Here is an 18,707-nt window from a genome sequence, read left to right as displayed (position 1 = left end):
TAGGTTGAGTACAAGAAAAATGGTTATCAATACAATTATCGCAGCGCTGTATGTTGCGTTGACAGGAATTTTTGCTTTTATGTCGTTCGGTGCCGTCCAATTCCGCGTTTCAGAAATGCTGAATCATTTGGTGGGTTACCACAAAGATTATAAATACGGTGTTTTGGCTGGTGTATTTATCGCCAACCTGATTTTTTCAACATTAGGAGCTTGGGACTTGGTGTTCGGATTTGGCCAGACATTGATCTCTTTCCTTATTCTGGAAAAATTGTTCAAACCCAACGATTCTGAAATGAAACGCATGATGATGACCGCGTTCGTCTTCACGGTGACGATGGTTCTTGTCGCAATCGAGCTCTATATCGTTCTTGATTTGCCTTTCTGGTTCAGCTTTGTGACAGCGGCATTCGGTGAAGCTGTCGTGCTAGTTGTGTCAGCACCGCTTATGAAATACATGAACAAGATCATCGGTTTTGCCGAAAAAATGGCCTGATCCATTAAAAAATCATATGAGAAAACTGGAGAACGGGGGCTTTTGCTGGATGAACAGCAAAAATCCCTGTTTTTTGCTAGGATATTTCTCATCGTTCTCTTATAATAGAGAGGTAATCGAAAAAGAGGGAGGCAACAACATATGGAAATGTACGCAATTACAGTCGGTCCTATCCAAGAAAACTGTTATTTTTTGATCGGCGACCATGAGAATGATACGATCATCTTTGATCCAGGTGAGCAAGCGGAGGACATCATCGCAGCCATCGAAGAGAATGAGTTGCATCCGATAGCGATCGTGTTGACACATGCGCACTATGATCACATCGGAGCCCTCGAAACGATCCGAGAAAAATACGATGTTCCCGTCTATCAAAATCCTATCGAACGGGAATGGCTGTTGGATCCGGAACTGAATGGATCAGCACGCAATCCGAACGTTCCCGATGTCCGACTGGCGAAGGAAGCGGATGTCTTCTTCGAGGAGATGGGACCTTACGAAATCGGTGAATTCCGTTTTGAGATGCAACATATTCCCGGGCATTCGCCAGGAAGTACCGTCTTCATTTTCCGCGAGAACGGGTTCGCGATCGTTGGGGATGTCATCTTCAAAGGAAGCGTCGGTCGCAGCGATTTGCCGGGCGGCAGCCATGAAACTTTGATCGAAGGAATCCAGAAATATATCGTACCTCTTCCGGGGGAAACGGTACTGTTCCCCGGACACGGCGATCCTACGACAGTAAGGGAAGAAATCTATTCAAACCCCTATCTGAATGGCGCTACCCGCTAATCCGGGTGCGCGCGAAAAAAGTCGGACAAGCACAAGGCTTCGTCCGACTTTTTTATTAGGTCTTAGATCGAGCAGGCGTCATGAGCAGAATTCCCGCTGAAGGCTTCCTCGCCGGGAAAGCGCCGCTTCGGACACTTAATGTGACGGGTTGGATTTCAGAAATCGACTTGCAGGTTTTCGATTTCCGTCACGCGGAAATCCTTGCGCTCCAGCGCCTTTACGATGGAGTCCAGCACCTGCTTGGGTGTTCCGGCGGGTAAAGTGACCAATACCCTGCGCAACGCGTCTTCCCGGTTTATGTCCAGGGAAATGCAGCTGGCGATGGAGGAGTAGCGGTTGATGATTTTGGTGATGTGGTACAGATCGCCTTTCTGACCGGGCGCGATGACCGTCAGCACATAGCTACCAACATCGATGCTCCATGATTGGGCCAACATGTTCAACAAGGCATTGTGAGTCAGGATGCCATAAAAGGTCATGTCCTTATTCAAAACGGAAATGTAAGGCAACTCTTTGATGGTAAAAAATACCTTAAAGAATGAACTGTCTATCGAAATGAATTTTGTGGCATTCTTCAGCAGATGCGTGACAGGCAGGTTCATGTCGCCGCCGTTCGCTTTGTGCCGATAGATATGCATTTTGTAGATATTCCCACGAAAAATGGTTTCTGTTTCGTCCAAAATTGGAACGCAACGGTAGCCGGAATCTTCAAGGATATCCAGTGCATCCCGAAGCGTGGCTGACTCCTTGACGATGGTCAACTCCCTTTTGGGGATGGCAAGTGATCGGATAAGCATATATTTAAAATCCTCCTAAAAACACGGTTGTCTAATGTGATAATAACATTAAAATAAAAAAAAGCAACGGTTATAAACGCATAGTTGGAAATTCTTAAACATTTGATAAATCAAGCAGTAAAGCCCTTCCAATGTGGTGGCAGCCTTTAGTAAACATTAGATTGGGATGAGAACACTTGTCGGTACCGGAAAGCTGAAGGATTAAGAGCCGGAAAGCTCCAGCAGGTGCCGTATGAAAAATTTCTTGATTTTTCGAGCGGAGTTCACTATATTAAGTAGTATATAATTGAACAGCATCTATATTTTTTTATGCAACTGCACAGCGCCTTGTTTCAGGGCATGCCCCAGTTGCGTGAGTCATCATGAAAAAGGAGAAAAAAATCATATGAACCCAGACCCCGAAGGCCAGTCGTTACTATCAAAAATAGCATTGATCCTAACCCTGACTTTACTGAATGCTTATTTCGCCTCAGCCGAATTGGCATTTGTTTCCATCAACCGTTCCAAAATCGAGAAGCTGGCCAAAGACGGCGACAAGAAATCACAAAAGGTTTTGCGTCTCTTGGAGAATCCGGATGATTTCTTGGCCACTATCCAAGTTGCCATCACATTTGCCGGATTCTTCAGCAGTGCGTCGGCTTCATCCAATTTCGTCGGCTATATCGAACCGTTGTTGGGAAGCGTCACCGGCGGCAAAACGATAGCGATGATCATCATCACCGTTGTCCTTTCCTACATCACACTCGTGTTTGGTGAACTGTACCCTAAACAGATCGCCTTGCAGATGCCAGAAACCATTGCGCGCCACACGGCTGGCCCTATCGTTGTCGTCAAGACGCTCTTCAAGCCGTTCGTTTGGCTTTTGTCATTTTCGACCGGTATCCTGAAGAAGCTGACGCCGATCGAATTCACGAATGAGGAAGAGAAGCTCACCCGTGATGAAATGAAGGCCATCCTGGCACAGAGCCGAGGCGAAGGGGTCATCGACCCATCAGAGTTCACGATGATGCAGGGGGTGCTTTCGTTGGATACGAAGCTTGCCCGCGAATTGATGGTGCCGCGTACCGATACCTTGATGATGGATTTGGATGATGATCTGGAATACAACATCGCGCTGGTTCTGAACAGCCAATATTCCCGGATTCCGGTCTATGAGGAAGACAAGGACAACATCATCGGCGTTCTGCATATGAAAAATGTTTTGAAGGCGTCAAAGGAAGTCGGTTTCGAGCGGATCGCTTTCCGTGAGTTGGTCAATACACCTTTGTTCGTCCCTTCCACTATTTATATCGATGATCTCTTGGTCGAGTTCCGCAAGACCCACACGCATATGGCCATCATCAAGGATGAATACGGTGGCGTGGAGGGGATCATCACCCTCGAGGACCTTTTGGAGGAAATCGTTGGGGACATTGAAGATGAATATGATGAAATTTACCGCCTGTCGAAAAAAATCGATGACAATCATTATGTCGTGAATGGACGCATGCCGCTGGACAAGTTCAATCAATTGTTCAAGACGGCTATCGCATCCGAAGAAGTGGATACGATAGCCGGATACATGATCGAGGAACTCGGTTATTTTCCGAAAGATGATGAGCATGCGACGATTCAGACTGGAGAGTACCTGCTGACGACTACTCAGGTCGAAAGCGGCCGGATCCGTGGCATCCGTGTCACGAGAGAGCCTGTCCAAACAGTGGTTGTAGACGATGAATAAGCGCAAGGCTGGGATCCATTCCCAGCCTTGTTGCCATTGATAAAAGAGTATCTGATAAGGAGAAAAAAGTATGGCATTGAACGAAATGATGGACAGACCCGTCGTAAAGAAAGAACTGGTCGCTTTTATGCGCGACAGACTGAAACGTTTCCCTGGAGAATTGGGGGAACTGGAAAAGACAGCGAATGAAAGAGGCGTGCCGATCATCCCGCATGAAACAGCTGTTTTCCTGAATATGCTGCTGGGGCAGATCAAACCTGAACAAATATTGGAAATCGGAGCGGCAATCGGCTTCTCAGGCAGCCTGATGGCGCAGCATGTCGGACCGGCAGGCCATGTCACGACCATCGATCGTTTTGAGGTCATGATCAACCACGCAAAAGCGAACTTTGAGAAATTGGGCATCGCAGACAAGGTGACGCTTTTGGAAGGCGATGCGGCCGAAGTTCTGCCTACCTTGGAAGGCCCGTATGATTTTATCTTTATGGACAGCGCGAAATCCAAATATTATGAATTTTTGCCCCATTGCATGAGGCTGCTGAAGAAAGACGGCATGCTGGTCATCGATGATGTCTTCCAAGGAGGAACGATCCTGGATGATGAGGCTGACGTTCCGAAAAGGGTCCGCAAGATTCACCGTCGCCTGAATAAGCTGATGGATACCGTGCTGGACCACCCGGCATTGGAAACGTCCCTCGTACCTCTTGGCGACGGCCTGTTGCTGATCGTCAAAAAAGAAGACTTCGATTTCGGCTATATCCTCGATGAAATCAAAGCAGAGAACCAGAAGCGCGCATAGGAATGCAGGCCTGCCTCATAATGAGACAGGCCGTTTTTGTCGCCCAAAACAAATGAAAACGGAGGCGTGTCTGTTTGCATTTCATCCGTATTGGTATTATGATTAATGTCTAAGAAGCTAGCCTATTATAAAAAAATTAAGATAAAATAGGTTGCTTTTTAAAGAAAACATGGTAAAGTAATAAAAAGTAAGTTACAATTTTTTGTAACACAAATGTAATCGAATCGTAACAAAACGAGAAGGTGGTCTGGACAGTGAAAAAGAAACCCATCATCATTGGCGCTACAGCGGTCTTATTGGTCGCAGCCGGATACTTTGGTGCAGGTAGCTATTATGAGGATAAATTCTTACCGAACACGATGCTGGATGGCATTGACATATCGAATGATACCGTAGCCCAAGCAAAAGAAGAGACAACTGCAGCAATCGCACAAGCGCAGATCCAAATCGTCGAAAGCGGAGAAACTATCTTTGCATTCACACCTGCTGACCTGGGTGTTTCCATCGACAACACCGAGAAATTGGAAACGATGAAGGCGGAACAAAACGCTTGGGATTGGCCGATTTTGTTGTTCCAAGATAAACAGGAAGAAACCGATCTGAGTGGCGTATCCGTGGACGAAACGGCTTTAGCCAATATTTTGGCGGCGATGCCGTTGGAGAACGAGAGTCGCACGGCCCCTGTGAACGCTACAGTCGTCAAAGGAACGGAAGGCTATGAAATTTCGCCTGAAACCGCAGGGAATATGGTCGATCTGGAATTGTTGAAGGCAACGATGCTGGAAGCGATCATTGCCGGAGAAACCGAAATCGATCTTGCACAGGCTTATCAACAACCGACATTAACCGCGGATGATCCGATTCTGGCGGAAACGTTGCAGAAGCTGGATGATTTGACGGATACGGTTATCCAATATACCATTTCCGGGCAGACAGAGACTGTGCCGCAAACAGCCATCGTCGAATGGTTGGGCATAGACGAGAACGGTGAAGTGTCCGTGAATCGCGAAGGTGTTTCAGCCTATCTGCAGGGACTGAGCGACAAATACAGCACCTATTCCCGTACGCGGGATTTCTTGGCGACGGACGGTGAAACGGTCCAGGTCCCATCCGGCACATATGGATGGACGCTGGCTGTCGCAGCTGAAACGGACAACCTGATCAGCTATGTTTTGGCAGGGGAAGACGTGACGGTAACGCCGAACTACAACGGCACCGGCTATCATGCGGATGGCGCGGACATCGGCACCACCTATGTCGAAGTGGATCTTTCAAGCCAGCACATGTGGTATTACCAAGATGGCGTCGTTGTGCTTGAGACGGATATCGTTTCCGGTCATCCGATGTCACCGACTCCGACAGGTGTCTTCTATATCTGGAACAAAGAAGAGGATGCCGTTTTGAAAGGCTACAATCCGAGAACCGAAAAGGATTACGAATCGCCTGTCGAATACTGGATGCCTGTCGAGTGGACAGGCATTGGTATCCACGATTCATCTTGGCAGCCTGCTTACGGCGGTGAATATTGGCTTACTGCCGGCTCGAATGGTTGTGTCAATACGCCACCGGGGGTAATGGCTGAGCTGTTTGGGATGATCGGTATCGGGGTTCCGGTCATCATCCACAGCTGATGAATCAATGAACGAATGCCATAACGTCAAATAGGGGGATGAGCCATCAGTCAGGAAAACGATTGATGGCTCGTCCTTTTTTGTACAGTCGTGCAGGTTCTGCGGGTTTATAATTCAGGAACGCTTTGCACATAAGCGGCTGCAATTGTATAATAAAGAGTAGACGTTCCGAAAGGGACAGAGAGTTGCAAGAAATAAGGAGGTTTGAAGATGAAAAAGGTATTAGTGGTAGACGATGAAAAACCAATCTCAGATATAATCAAGTTTAATCTGACCAAAGAAGGTTATGATGTCTTCACTGCATTTGATGGTGAAGAAGCCTTGGCGCAGTTTGCGGAAGTGGGACCGGATATCATCCTGCTGGATCTGATGCTGCCCAAGATGGACGGATTGGAAGTCTGCCGGGAAATCCGCAAGACGAGCGACGTGCCGATCATCATGCTGACAGCTAAAGACTCTGAAATCGACAAAGTGCTTGGGCTTGAATTGGGTGCGGATGACTATGTCACGAAACCATTTTCTAACCGGGAATTGGTCGCGCGCGTAAAAGCGAACTTGAGGAGACAAGCCTCTCCGGTTGCGGCACCGCCTGAAGAAGACGATACGAACGAAATCAAAATCGGAGCACTGATCATCCATGAAGATGCCTACATCGTGTCGAAGCGCGGGGTAGAGATCGAGTTGACCCACCGCGAATTCGAATTATTGCATTATTTGGCGAAACACATCGGCCAAGTGATGACGCGGGAGCATCTTCTGCAGACTGTATGGGGATATGATTATTTCGGCGATGTCCGCACTGTCGATGTGACAGTCCGCAGACTGCGCGAAAAAATCGAAGATACACCGAGCCATCCGACTTGGTTGATCACGCGAAGAGGAGTAGGCTACTTCTTGAAGAATCCGGATCAGGAGTAACAATATATGAACAAAAAGATACGTTTGGTTCATTCCATTCATTTCAAGATACCGATGCTGTTCATTCTCCTCCTGTTGGTATCCCTGCAACTGATCGGGGCTTATTTTATCCGTGAACTGGAAACAAAAATGATCAGCAACTTCGACAGCCAGATGACCCTGAATGCGGGCTTTCTGGAGAAAACGCTGCAGCCGATCCTGATGGCCGATGATACGGAAAAACTGGAGGAGTCGGTGCAGACCATCCTCAGCGATTTTACGGGCGCTAACATCCTGGAAACGCAGGTCATGGATGAGCAGGGGTATATTCTCGGAATCAATGACCAAACGCTGCAATCTTTGATCGGAACGAAGTCGACCGATCGGGATGTCCAACAAGTCATTCTTCTGGATGCACCCTCCTCATACCAATATGTGAAGGAAGACACGAACAGCCGCGTGCTGAAGAACATCAGTCCGATCTATTCGACTGACAATACGGGTACCCTTATCGGGGTATTGGTGATGGAATCGAATATCGAATCGGTCTATTCGCAGATGAGCCAGACGGTGAGCATCTTTCTGAATGCTTCAGTAGTGGCGATCATCATCACGATTGTGCTGGCTGTGATCATCTCCCGCGGTATCACGCGTCCCATCTCGGAGATGCGTAGGCAGACGGCCAATATTGCCGATGGGGATTATTCCGGCAAGGTGACCGTCTATGGAGCGGATGAATTGGGCGAATTGGCTGATACCATCAACGATCTGTCCTACAAAGTCAAGGATGCCCAGGAAACGACAGAATCGGAGCGCCAAAGGTTGGACAGCGTCCTGCGGCACATGACGGATGGCGTATTGGCCACCGACCGCCGCGGCAAGATCATCATCATCAACAGCCGGGCGATGGATCTGCTCTCGATTTCCCAGGACAAAGCGATCGGGCAATCGATTATGAAAGTGCTGAAACTGGGCGAGAAATTCACTTTCCGCCAGTTGTTGGAGACGCAGGATGAATTGATCCTGAACATCCCGACAGAAGATCAGGATACGATCCTGCGCGGGGAATTTTCCGTCATCCAGCGGGAATCCGGCTTCATCAGCGGATTGGTCTGTGTGCTTTCCGACATCACGGAGCAGGAAAAAGTCGAACAGGAACGCCGTAGTTTCGTTTCCAATGTATCCCATGAATTGCGTACACCGTTGACGAGCGTGAAAAGTTATACAGAATCGCTGATTGACGGTGCTTGGGAAGATAAGGATATCGCCCCGGAATTTCTGAAGGTCATTTCCACCGAGACCGATCGGATGATCCGGATGATCACCGATTTACTGAATCTCTCCCGGATGGACCAAGGCAAACAGGAACTGAACCTGGAGTTCGTCAGCATCAATGAGCTGGTCGCGCATATAATCGATCGCTTCGAAGTGGTGTTGAAATCGGAACAGTACCGCAACAAAAAATATAAGATCGAACGGGACTTCACGCAACGTACGCTGTGGGTCGAAATCGATCAGGATAAATTTATCCAAGTGATCGACAATATCATGAACAATGCCATCAAATATTCTCCGGACGGCGGGAAAATCACCTGCAGACTGATGGAGACGCACAACAGTGTCGTCATCAGCATCACCGATGAGGGTTTGGGCATTCCGCGCAAGGACATCGGCCATGTCTTTGACCGATTCTATCGGGTGGACAAGGCGCGCGCCCGTTCGATGGGCGGCACGGGACTGGGATTGGCCATTTCCAAAGAGGTCGTCCAGTTGCACGGCGGAAAAATCTGGGTAACCAGTGTGGAAAATAAAGGGTCCACTTTCTTTATTTCCTTGCCTTACATTCCGATGGACGAGGAGGATGAGTGGGAATGAGACAAAAAGAATCACCGATGCTGAGTGCTCTATTATACACGTTGGTCGCAATCAGCCTGTTCCTGACTGTCAGGATCCTTTCCACTCCGAGTACAATCGGGTTAAGCCAGAATTCGACGACATCTGTCTCTGCCAATTTGACCAACACGAAGAAGATAGAGGATGTCTTTGCGCCGATAAGGATGATCGTCCATACGGATAAGCGCATCTACTTGACGCAAACGCCGGAAATCATGAAGAGCGTGAATGAGCTGTTGGGTGAGAGTTTGTTTGAAGGGATCGAAGATGTCTCAACTTACACGCAGGAGGAGTTTGATGCGCTTATTCTGGCGCCTACCCAACTGGAGATCCGCTTTGCCGAGGAAGTTCCACTGGAGTTGCTTTCGCGTTATTTCACGAATCTCCAGGAGGACTATTATGCTGACACAATCAATCGGATCATCCTCAACTCAAAGGAAGAGGATCCCATCTATCTGTTGAATGATGAAACGAAGCAAGTGTTCACCGTATCGCGGCCGGATAATGTACTGCAGCCGTTGGTGGACCTTTACGAAGGACAAAAGGATGCGTACATGGAAGTGGAATCGTATGAATCCGAATCAGCCATCTCCTACCTTCCGAAAGAAGCAATCACGATCCAAAAGTTGGTCTATCTGGTTGAAAAGCCTTCAAACAGCTATTTTATCGATCTGCTTTTCAATGACACTACCGACCTGAAGGATAACGGAAACGATGAATTCGTGAGTTACAGTGATAACATCTCCGAATTGAGCATTCACAAGGAAACCGGGCAGTTGAGCTATTACCGCAACATCCTCGATGCTGAGGAGTTGCCTGATTATCGATTGATCCGCGACAGTTTCCATGAAATAAAAATGTTGGACAATTGGACGAATCCTTTTTACTTCTATGGGTTCGATGAGGGCACGGATAACGTTTATTACCGAAGATACGTGAACGGCTATCCGATTTTCGGGGAAGTCGATTACGGTTTGACGCGGATCCATATGTCCGGGTCATCCATGACGGAACTGCAATTCCTGACCCAAGTTATCCAGACGCCGCTGACGGATCGTAGAGAGGATGTCACGCTATTGAGCGGGACAGACCTTTTGGCCGCGCTGGATGCCGGTGGCTACAGCAGCCAAGAGATTCAGATGATCGCATTGGGGTATGATTGGACATTCAGTGAAGAATCCAACCGTCTCGTCAATCTGACGCCAAAATGGTTCATTCAGATCGACGGCTCATGGAAGTCGCTGGACCAATGGATCGGCGGAACGGAAACGGAGGCGGATGATAGTGGACTTTAGACGCATCAAAATCATTTTTATCCTCACCTTCGCAGCTTTGAACATCTATCTGCTCAGCGTGTTGTTGGAGAAAAATGCGACGACATTGAGCTTCGGCAGCGAAAGCACAACGCTGAACATCGAAGAGGCAATGAAGGCCGATGAGATCAGCTTTCCGACTTTGTCGACCGATCAGGAGAAGATTCCTTTGCTGAAGACGGACAAAGGCGCTACGCTGGAAGCCGATCAATCTAAACTGGTGAATCAGACGACTGTCTTTGAAGATGGGGTGTTGTTCAGCACCTTGTCCGAGCCGATCCCGCTTGAGATCGATGCGGCAGATTTGACGATTGTCGACCGAACGCCGATTACGGATTTCATCTTGCAAGGCAACGTTCTCTACGGAGCTGAATATACCTTCCTTACGTATTTGCCGCTCAAAAGACAACTTGTGTACGCGCAAGTCGCAAACAGTATTCCCATCGGCGACAGTACGGGCAGCATCACATTCAATTTGGATCCCGATTATGAGGTCATTTCCTATGAACAGACATTTGCGGGTGTGGCGGAAGTCCAAGGCAGCAGCAGGACCGTGATTTCGCAGAAGCGGGCGGTCGAAGCGCTGTACCTCAACAACCAGATTCCCTCAAATTCCACCGTTCGGATGGTGCAGTTGACGTATTACCGCACGTTGAGTTTGTCGGATATGGATATCTACAGCCCGATGTGGTACATCGAGATAAAAATAGAAAACGCTCCTGTGGAAATCAGACGGGTTGACGCCTTGACCGGCAGCATCATCACGACGTCCAGTGTTTCGCTTCCATCAGCCGAAGCGCAAATCAAGGCGAAGACAGCCAACAGCAGTGCCTTGTTGCTGGAGGAAGAGGACGCTTCGCAAACAGACAATGCACTGGATTGAAACGGCTATTACTTTTTTAACGAACACAAACAAAAGGAAGGATCTCGAAATGAGGTTCTTCCTTTTTTAACTTGGTTAAGTTTGTTAAAATGGGGGTATCAGAAGCGACAAGCTTGATGGAGGGTATCGGAAGGGGAAGGTAACAATGAAACGGATAGGCTCGATTGTGCTGTTCATGTTCTTTTTTTTGATTGGATTTGGACAGAAGGAAGTACAGGCCCGTTCCTATGAGATTACGAATTATGATGTATTGGTCGAAATACAGCGGGATGGCAGCGCCTTTTTCACTGAGAGCATCACTTACGATTTTGAAGGGGAATTCAATGGGGTGCTGTATGATTTGGATATTTCGGAGGTAGCGGATCCGACAGATGTCAAAGTGTCGATGCAAGGCTATCTTTCGGAAAATCCTTTCCCTTTTGCTTTGAGCGATACGGAGGAATCGGGGACGTTCAAACTGGAAAATACCGGTGATTTCCTGAATTTCACTGTGTACAACAAAATGACGGATGAGATCCAGACGGTCATCTATCAATACCGCATTCCTGAAATCATCACGAACTACAACGACATCGCTGAGTTCAACCGCAAAGTCATCGGTTCCGCTTGGGAGGATCCATTGAACGATGTGGACGTCACCGTTCTTTTGCCGGAAGCGACCGGTGAAGAGGAATTGCGTGCTTGGGGCCACGGCGGCGGTGAGAACAGTACAGTGACGCTGGAAGACAATCAAAAAGTCCTGCTGTATGTCCCGCAGAATCCGGCCAATCAATTCGTCGAAGCCCATGTGATTTTCCCGACCAGCATCACCGCAGACAATCCGAATGTGGTGAATGAGGACAAATTCGATGAAATATTGGCGCAGGAAGCCGCATTGGCCGAGGAAGAGCAACGCAATGCGTGGCTCTTCGGAATCCTCAGCGCGGTCTTGGCTGTAGTCGCGCCGGTTCTGCCGGTCCTGGTGTTCTTATGGGTAAGGAGAGCAAGGCAAAAAGAAATCCCGCAGGAAATCCATCTGCCGGACCATATCTATGAACTGCCTGAGGACATGACGCCTGCCGTCATGAACGGTGCCGTCTTCAGCGGAAATGTGCAAGCTGCTGACATTTCGGCCACTATTCTGGATCTGGTGCGGAAAGGTTATCTGACGATTTCGCCTGTGCAGATTCCCCAAAAAGGGATTTTTGGGCGGGAAAAAGCGCCTGAAGACTCCTTCCGTCTGATGAAGATCAAGGACACGAAAAATGCCCCGCTCCTGAGCCATGAAAAGCTGCTTTTGGATTGGTTCATCAGCGATGTTGGGGATGGGGAGAGCGTCACGCTCGATGATATCGAGAACATCGCCGATAATTCGACGGAAGCCAAACGCTTCAATGAAAATCGGGTCAAATGGCAAGAGCGCGTAATGGATGTCGCCACGCCGAAACGGCAGAACTATCGTTCGAAGGACAACAAGAAAGCTGTCGCCTTCGCGGTCTTGGCTTTTGTCGCAAATATCTTCCTATTGGGTGCTATTGTGTTCTTCGGCATCATGAGCGGCACATTCACCGCGTGGGCAATCATCCTTGCAGCTCTGGGTGCGGCGCTCAGCTTCATCCAACTCATGACAGTGGCTGTCAAGCCAATCATGACGGCCGACGGTGAACGCGCGAAGCAGGAATGGGCAGGTTTCCGCAACATGCTGAAGGACGTGGGTGACTTTCCGATGCGCGAGGTCGGGTCCATCGCTCTGTGGGATCATTTCTTGGTCTATGCCGTCTCTTTGGGTGTGGCCGACAAAGTCATGAAGCAGATGCAGGTCGAGTTCCCCGTCAATGAGATCCAGGCTTCCGCTTTCGGCAGCTATTACTACATGAACAACGCTATCTTCCTGTCCACGCTGAACAACAGCATCAACACAGGCGTAACCAAATCGATGCCGACTTCCTCGAACAGCAGCGGCTTCGGCGGCGGTTTCGGTGGTGGCTCATCCGGTGGGTCGGGTGGCGGTTCCGGCGGCGGGGCTTTCTGACGAACGCCGTCCATACTTTCGAAAACATCCTATTCTGAAGCAGAGCAGGGTGTTTTTGTTTCAGATACCGGGCTACATTCCAGCAGACAATCCTTTATTTGATAAAAGATGAAAGGTCGAGGTGCGAACAGAATGAAAGAGAAAGAACAGAATGAATTGCAGTCGCTTTATCAGGAGATGCTGGCGCTGCGTCAGGCGGTCTATGAGGAAGGCAATGCCCTTTATGCGGAATGGAAGCCGGACATTTCCAGAACTTCCTTCCAGCTCAGCGGCAAAAACCTGGCTTACTATCTGGCGTTGCGCAGCAGGGATATCCGTCCCTTGCAGAGCCGCCTGTCCAAATGGGGCTTATCCTCACTGGGCCGGACGGAATCGAAAGTGCTCCAACAGCTGGATGCGATCGTCCGCAACTTAGCGTTGATGTCAGGGGAAATCAAGCAGTTGGATGACTATCCTAAGACAACCGAGAAATTCCCGGGCCGAAAAAAATTGGCAAACGAGGCGAATGCCTTATTAGGTGAACCGCCGAAGCACCGGTCGACCCGGATCATGGTCACTCTTCCGGAACAGGCCGCACAAGATAAAAACTTTCTCGTCCGCCTGCTGGAGCGCGGTATGGACATCGCCCGCATCAACTGCGCCCATGACGATAGCGTCGTCTGGCTTAAGATGGTCGAAAAACTGCAGGAAGCAAAAAAAACTGCCGGTAAAAGTTGTCGCATCTATTTTGACATCGCGGGTCCAAAGATCCGGGTTGATGCCGTCATCAGCGAAAAGGAGAAACCGCGCCTCAAGGTTAGCGACTTTTTCTTTCTGACTGCGGATGCTTCCTTCAAAGATCTGAAACACTATCCGATCATTTTGTTCAGCGAAAGCCTGAATCTCTTTGATGAGCTGAAGGTCGACAGTCCGGTCATTTTGGATGACGGCGTACTGGAAGGGCGTGTTGTGGAACAGAAACCGCAAGGCGTCGTCGTGCAGGTCGGAAAAGTGGCCAAGCCAAAGGGTATCAGAGTGAAGGCGCAGAAAGGGCTCAATTTCCCGGAATCAACTTTTAGGATGCCGATCTTGACGGATAAGGATCGCGAAGACTTACTGGTGGCCGAAAAGGATGCCGACATCCTGGGCTTCTCTTTTGTCCGCGGCAGCAAGGACATTGCCGCTATCCAGAAGACTTTAGTGGAGCAGGTCGGAAATGAAGCAGCCGCAGCTATCCCGATTGTAATCAAAATTGAAACGGTGGAAGCCGTGAACCATCTGCCGGAGCTGATCGTGGCCGCAGCCAGCAAAAATCCTTTGGCAATCATGATCGCCCGCGGGGACTTGGCTGCTGAGGCCGGGTTTTTGAGGCTGTCGGAACTTCAGGAAGAAATACTCTGGATCTGCGAGGCTGCGCATATTCCCGTCATCTGGAGCACACAGGTACTCGAGAACATGGTTAAGAACGGTGTACCCACGCGGGCGGAAATGTCGGATGCGACGATGGCCGGACAAGCGGAGTGCGTCATGCTGAACAAGGGCGATTTCGTGGAAGAGGGGATCACCTTGTTGGATGCAATCCTGGTGCAGAGCCAACAGAACCGATCGAAGAAGACAGCCCAGCTGCGCGCGCTCAAAATCGCCAAGAAGGCTTGGCGCAAACCAAAAAAATAAACGGCTTTCGGCTTGGGCCCCCCATGCGGTGCCAAAGATTAACTTTTCCTAACATGGAGAAAAATTACTGGCATTTTCCAAGAAATAAGTTACACTTATGGATGTATTGGAGGGGCTAAGTTTGATTGAGACAATAGAAAAAGAGGGCATGCGCGTCAGCTATCTGGCGAGCGGCAGTTCCGGCAACTGCACCTATATCGAGACGCCCAAACGGAAAATATTGGTGGACTGCGGGTTGAGCGGCAAGAAAATCGCCGGTCTGATGGCGAAAATCGATCGCAACCTTGCGGATGTGGACACGATCCTCGTTACGCATGAACACCGCGATCACGTACACGGCTTGGGCGTCCTGGCGCGCAAGTACCACATGGATCTTTATGCGAACGAAGCGACGTGGAAGGCGATGGATCACATCATCGGCAACGTCAAAACCGAGCAGAAGCACATCTTCGAGATGGGCCAGGTGCTGACCTTGGGCGATGTCGATATCCAAAGCTATGGCGTTTCCCATGATGCTGCCGAACCGCAATTCTACTCCTTCCATCATGAAGGCAAGCAGATGGTCATGTTGACCGATACCGGCTATGTCAGCGATCGCTTGCGCGGCCTTTTGAGGGATGCGGATGCGTATCTCATCGAAAGCAATCACGATCTGGAATTGCTGCGCATGGGCGGGTACCCTTGGTCACTGAAACAGCGCATTTTGGGGGATGAAGGTCATCTGTCCAATGAGGATGGGGCTGCCGCCGTCGCCGAAATGCTGGGCGACAGGACGAAGCGCATCTATCTCGGGCATTTGAGCCGGGACAACAACATCAAGACCTTGGCGCACCATACCGCCGAAAGCATTCTGATGCAAAAAGGCATGGGCGTCAATGAAGATTTTTTTGTATATGATACCGATCCGGATGAGCCGACTGAACTTTTCAGAGTCTAGTCGATAGGCGGGATTGCAAGCGCAAGAGGGCGGATCGAGGGATTCCGCTCCTTTTTGCATACGTGGATATGATACAATAATCTCATCGAGAATCCATTTTCCGAAATATTCTCTTACTATCTTCATAATTTATTCAAAATAAGGAACTATACTGATCTTGTAGAACGATAAGGAGGAACCATCATGGACAGGGACGAAGAAAATAAAAAAAATCCGCTTAATCAAGAAGAAGCATACAATGAAACGGAAACCGAAATAGAATCGACTGCCACCGACGCTCCATCTGCTGATCATAATCAGGAAGACTTATCCGAAGAAACCGAAATAGAGGCAGAATACACTGCGGTCGAAGAAACGGCCAATGAAGAGCCGGAAGTTGAGGCAGCCGCAATCGCTAGGCCGACCATGAACAAAGAGGAACGCGCGCGCGTATACAACACGGTCAACGAAACCGAAGACACATCCAGACGTCCGAAAGACCGCAAAAATTCACCGATCAGGAACGGCATCGTCGGCGGATTGATCGGAGGCGGGATGGTCGCCCTGATTGGAGCAGGCTTGCTGTTCGGATCGGGCATCCTCGGCAACGGATCAGGAACAGGCGACAACGGGAACACATCCGTCAATGAAACCGTGACGGATGTCGCCGTCAATGTGACGACCGACACGACTGCCGCTGTGGAGAAAGTGCAGGATGCGGTCGTATCCATCATCAATATGCAGGCAGGCAACACGAATATGTTCGGCTTCGACCTGCCGCAGAACTCTTCTGACACCACAAACGGAGCTTTGGAGACATCGAGTGAGGGCAGCGGCGTCATCTATAAGATTGAGGACGATCTCGCCTATATCGTTACGAACAACCACGTCATAGACGGGGCGGATGAGCTGGAGATCCTGATGAAGGACGGCACGAAAGAAGTCGCGACTGTCGTCGGCAGTGATGTCTGGACCGATTTGGCCGTCTTGACAATCCCGGCGACAAGTGTCACCGCGGTGGCTTCCTTCGGTGATTCGGACGCCGTGAATGTCGGCGAACCGGCCATCGCAATCGGCTCTCCGCTTGGAACCGAGTTTGCGACTTCGGTCACTCAAGGAATCATTTCAGCCAAAAACCGTTCCGTGTCCACAGATGTGGACGGGGACAGCATCGTTGACTGGGATGTGACGGCGCTCCAAACGGATGCAGCGATCAACCCGGGTAATTCCGGTGGCGCTCTGATCAACATCGCCGGACAGGTCATCGGCATCAACTCGATGAAGATATCCGATTCGGACGTCGAAGGGATGGGCTTCGCAATCCCGAGCAATGACGTCCTGACCATCATCAACGAATTGGAACAAAACGGCGAAATCATCCGTCCGATCCTGGGCGTGTCCATGCTGGATCTCTCCCAGATTTCGGCAGCTCAACAAAGCTCCGTTCTGACTCTGCCTGAGGATGTGACGGCAGGCGTCGTCATCGCCGAAGTCCAGGCTTTATCCGCAGCCGAATTGGGCGGATTGGAACAATACGACGTCATTACGGAAATGAACGGCGAAGCGGTAACGAGCATCGTCGACCTACGTAAAATCCTTTATGCACTGGAAGTAGGAACCGATGTGGAAATAGCCTACTATCGCGCAGGCACGTTGCAGTCAACGACCGTGACCCTGACTGAAGGACAGACCTCGGCCGAATAAGCTGAAAAGATAAATGGATGTAATGTCGAACACCCCGCATGGCTTCTCTTGAGAGAAACCATGCGGGGTGTTCTTCGTTTGTGGATAATTTCTGTGGAAAAAAAGTTTTTGTGTGCAAAACGCGTAAATGATGATGGGAGCGGTGCTTTCTGAAAATGGAAGTTATGCACAGAAATCGGCGAAGTCTGTGCATAAGAGTATGCGGCCATGTGAAAAAATCTGAATAATCGTTGGTAAATAAGGGGAATAAATCGATTTGATTGCTCAATAGGCCATGTGTATAACTGTGTTCGTAGGAGGATAATTCATTTTAAGGATAATCAATATGATGTGGCCAAAAATAATGCTACCACTAGATAACGGGGGAACGTGTGTACATGTGCATAACTTTTGTGGATAAGGTGTGAGTTGGGTGTGTGAAGTGGGTATAACCGAAGCCGTAATCCAAAATATGGGAACCAATAATCTGATTTCCTATCAGCAAACCTAAAAAAACAGCATCCCGAAAATGGGATGCTGCAGAAAATCAAGTCAGTTGGTTCAAGTAGTCATAACGTTCGAAGACGTCGGATTCAGTGATACCCACAAGTACGATGTCTTTATCCACAATGTAATCGCCCGTGAAGGACACGTTCAGGTGCTCTCCGCGGTGTTGGCGGAGTCCGATGATATTGATGTCGTATTTGTTGCGCAGATCCAAATCACCTAGTGTTCTGCCCACCCATTTAGCTGGAGGATAGAATTCGATGATTGAAGTTTGGTCATCCAAGTTCACCACATCTTCAATGTTTGTACGGAGGATGTTTTTGGCGACGCGCATCCCAGTTTCCTTTTCTGGCAGGATGACCGTGTCGGCGCCGATCGCCTCCAAAACCTCACGGTAATTTTTATTTTTGGCTTTTGCGATGATATGCTTGATGCCAAGTTTTTTGCAGTTCATGACGGCCAGCACGCTTGCTTCCAATACGGTACCGGTAGCGATCACGACCACATCGCAGTCGGAGAGTCCGATCGATTCCAGTAAGGCCAAATCCGTTACATCTCCGATGATTCCTTTTGTAATGAAGGGTTCCAGACGGTTTACGTTCTCAGGATCCTTGTCGACAGCGATAACATCCGCATCGAATTCGCTCAATGTTTTTGCGATTGTCGATCCGAAAATACCAAGACCCAAAATTCCAACCAATTTACTCATATTTAGATACGCT

15 protein-coding genes are annotated in these 18,707 nt (G+C 49.2%); 13 read left to right on the top strand and 2 right to left on the bottom strand.

What is annotated here, in order from left to right; all coding sequences use genetic code 11:
• The first annotated feature begins 4 nt into the window (after window positions 1-4).
• Complete coding sequence (locus C7R73_RS07650; protein WP_239992596.1) at window positions 5-493, top strand: QueT transporter family protein; 489 nt, start codon at window positions 5-7, stop codon at window positions 491-493.
• Window positions 494-634: 141 nt separating this feature from the next.
• Window positions 635-1,282 (top strand): MBL fold metallo-hydrolase, encoded by a 648-nt coding sequence (locus C7R73_RS07645; RefSeq protein ID WP_086628965.1) that lies wholly within the window; start codon window positions 635-637, stop codon window positions 1,280-1,282.
• Between the two features lie 155 nt (window positions 1,283-1,437).
• Here C7R73_RS07645 and cbpA read toward each other — a convergent pair whose 3' ends face one another.
• The gene (gene cbpA / locus C7R73_RS07640) at window positions 1,438-2,079 is read right to left on the bottom strand and encodes a cyclic di-AMP binding protein CbpA (RefSeq protein ID WP_086628963.1); all 642 of its coding nucleotides are present in this window, start codon (window positions 2,077-2,079) and stop codon (window positions 1,438-1,440) included.
• Between the two features lie 385 nt (window positions 2,080-2,464).
• On the opposite strand from cbpA, the gene C7R73_RS07635 reads away from it, so the two are divergent.
• The 11 genes from C7R73_RS07635 to C7R73_RS07585 all read left to right on the top strand — a co-directional run bounded on the left by C7R73_RS07635 (window position 2,465) and on the right by C7R73_RS07585 (window position 17,499).
• Complete coding sequence (locus C7R73_RS07635; protein ID WP_106449933.1) at window positions 2,465-3,799, top strand: hemolysin family protein; 1,335 nt, start codon at window positions 2,465-2,467, stop codon at window positions 3,797-3,799.
• Between the two features lie 70 nt (window positions 3,800-3,869).
• Window positions 3,870-4,598 carry an O-methyltransferase gene (locus C7R73_RS07630; RefSeq protein ID WP_106449932.1) on the top strand — a complete coding sequence of 243 codons (729 nt, stop codon included), beginning with the start codon at window positions 3,870-3,872 and terminating at the stop codon, window positions 4,596-4,598.
• Between the two features lie 254 nt (window positions 4,599-4,852).
• The gene (locus C7R73_RS07625; RefSeq protein ID WP_106449931.1) at window positions 4,853-6,229 is read left to right on the top strand and encodes a L,D-transpeptidase family protein; all 1,377 of its coding nucleotides are present in this window, start codon (window positions 4,853-4,855) and stop codon (window positions 6,227-6,229) included.
• Window positions 6,230-6,439: 210 nt separating this feature from the next.
• A complete protein-coding gene (gene yycF / locus C7R73_RS07620) occupies window positions 6,440-7,147 on the top strand; it encodes a response regulator YycF (RefSeq protein ID WP_106449930.1) in 708 nt (235 codons plus the stop codon).
• A gap of 6 nt (window positions 7,148-7,153) precedes the next feature.
• Complete coding sequence (gene walK / locus C7R73_RS07615; RefSeq protein WP_106449929.1) at window positions 7,154-9,001, top strand: cell wall metabolism sensor histidine kinase WalK; 1,848 nt, start codon at window positions 7,154-7,156, stop codon at window positions 8,999-9,001.
• Window positions 8,998-10,314 carry a YycH family regulatory protein gene (locus tag C7R73_RS07610; protein ID WP_106449928.1) on the top strand — a complete coding sequence of 439 codons (1,317 nt, stop codon included), beginning with the start codon at window positions 8,998-9,000 and terminating at the stop codon, window positions 10,312-10,314. The genes walK and C7R73_RS07610 overlap by 4 nt, the downstream gene beginning before the upstream one ends.
• Window positions 10,304-11,215 carry a two-component system regulatory protein YycI gene (locus C7R73_RS07605; RefSeq protein WP_161525900.1) on the top strand — a complete coding sequence of 304 codons (912 nt, stop codon included), beginning with the start codon at window positions 10,304-10,306 and terminating at the stop codon, window positions 11,213-11,215. The genes C7R73_RS07610 and C7R73_RS07605 overlap by 11 nt, the downstream gene beginning before the upstream one ends.
• A gap of 145 nt (window positions 11,216-11,360) precedes the next feature.
• The gene (locus C7R73_RS07600; RefSeq protein WP_106449926.1) at window positions 11,361-13,226 is read left to right on the top strand and encodes a DUF2207 domain-containing protein; all 1,866 of its coding nucleotides are present in this window, start codon (window positions 11,361-11,363) and stop codon (window positions 13,224-13,226) included.
• 132 nt (window positions 13,227-13,358) lie between these two features.
• Entirely contained in the window at window positions 13,359-14,879 is a 1,521-nt protein-coding gene (locus C7R73_RS07595) for a pyruvate kinase (RefSeq protein WP_161525899.1), read from the top strand.
• Window positions 14,880-15,027: 148 nt separating this feature from the next.
• On the top strand, window positions 15,028-15,816 hold the full coding sequence (locus C7R73_RS07590) for an MBL fold metallo-hydrolase (RefSeq protein ID WP_192875250.1): 789 nt from the start codon (window positions 15,028-15,030) through the stop codon (window positions 15,814-15,816).
• Window positions 15,817-16,221: 405 nt separating this feature from the next.
• The gene (locus C7R73_RS07585; RefSeq protein ID WP_192875249.1) at window positions 16,222-17,499 is read left to right on the top strand and encodes a S1C family serine protease; all 1,278 of its coding nucleotides are present in this window, start codon (window positions 16,222-16,224) and stop codon (window positions 17,497-17,499) included.
• Window positions 17,500-18,025: 526 nt separating this feature from the next.
• Here the strand turns inward: C7R73_RS07585 and C7R73_RS07580 are convergent.
• On the bottom strand, window positions 18,026-18,694 hold the full coding sequence (locus C7R73_RS07580; protein ID WP_106449922.1) for a potassium channel family protein: 669 nt from the start codon (window positions 18,692-18,694) through the stop codon (window positions 18,026-18,028).
• Between the last annotated feature and the right edge of the window lie 13 nt (window positions 18,695-18,707).

It is taken from the genome of Trichococcus alkaliphilus, from assembly GCF_003008695.1.
GTDB classification, from domain to species: domain Bacteria; phylum Bacillota; class Bacilli; order Lactobacillales; family Aerococcaceae; genus Trichococcus; species Trichococcus alkaliphilus.
Note: the sequence above shows the minus strand (reverse complement) of the source record. Positions and strands in the feature narration are given on the sequence as shown.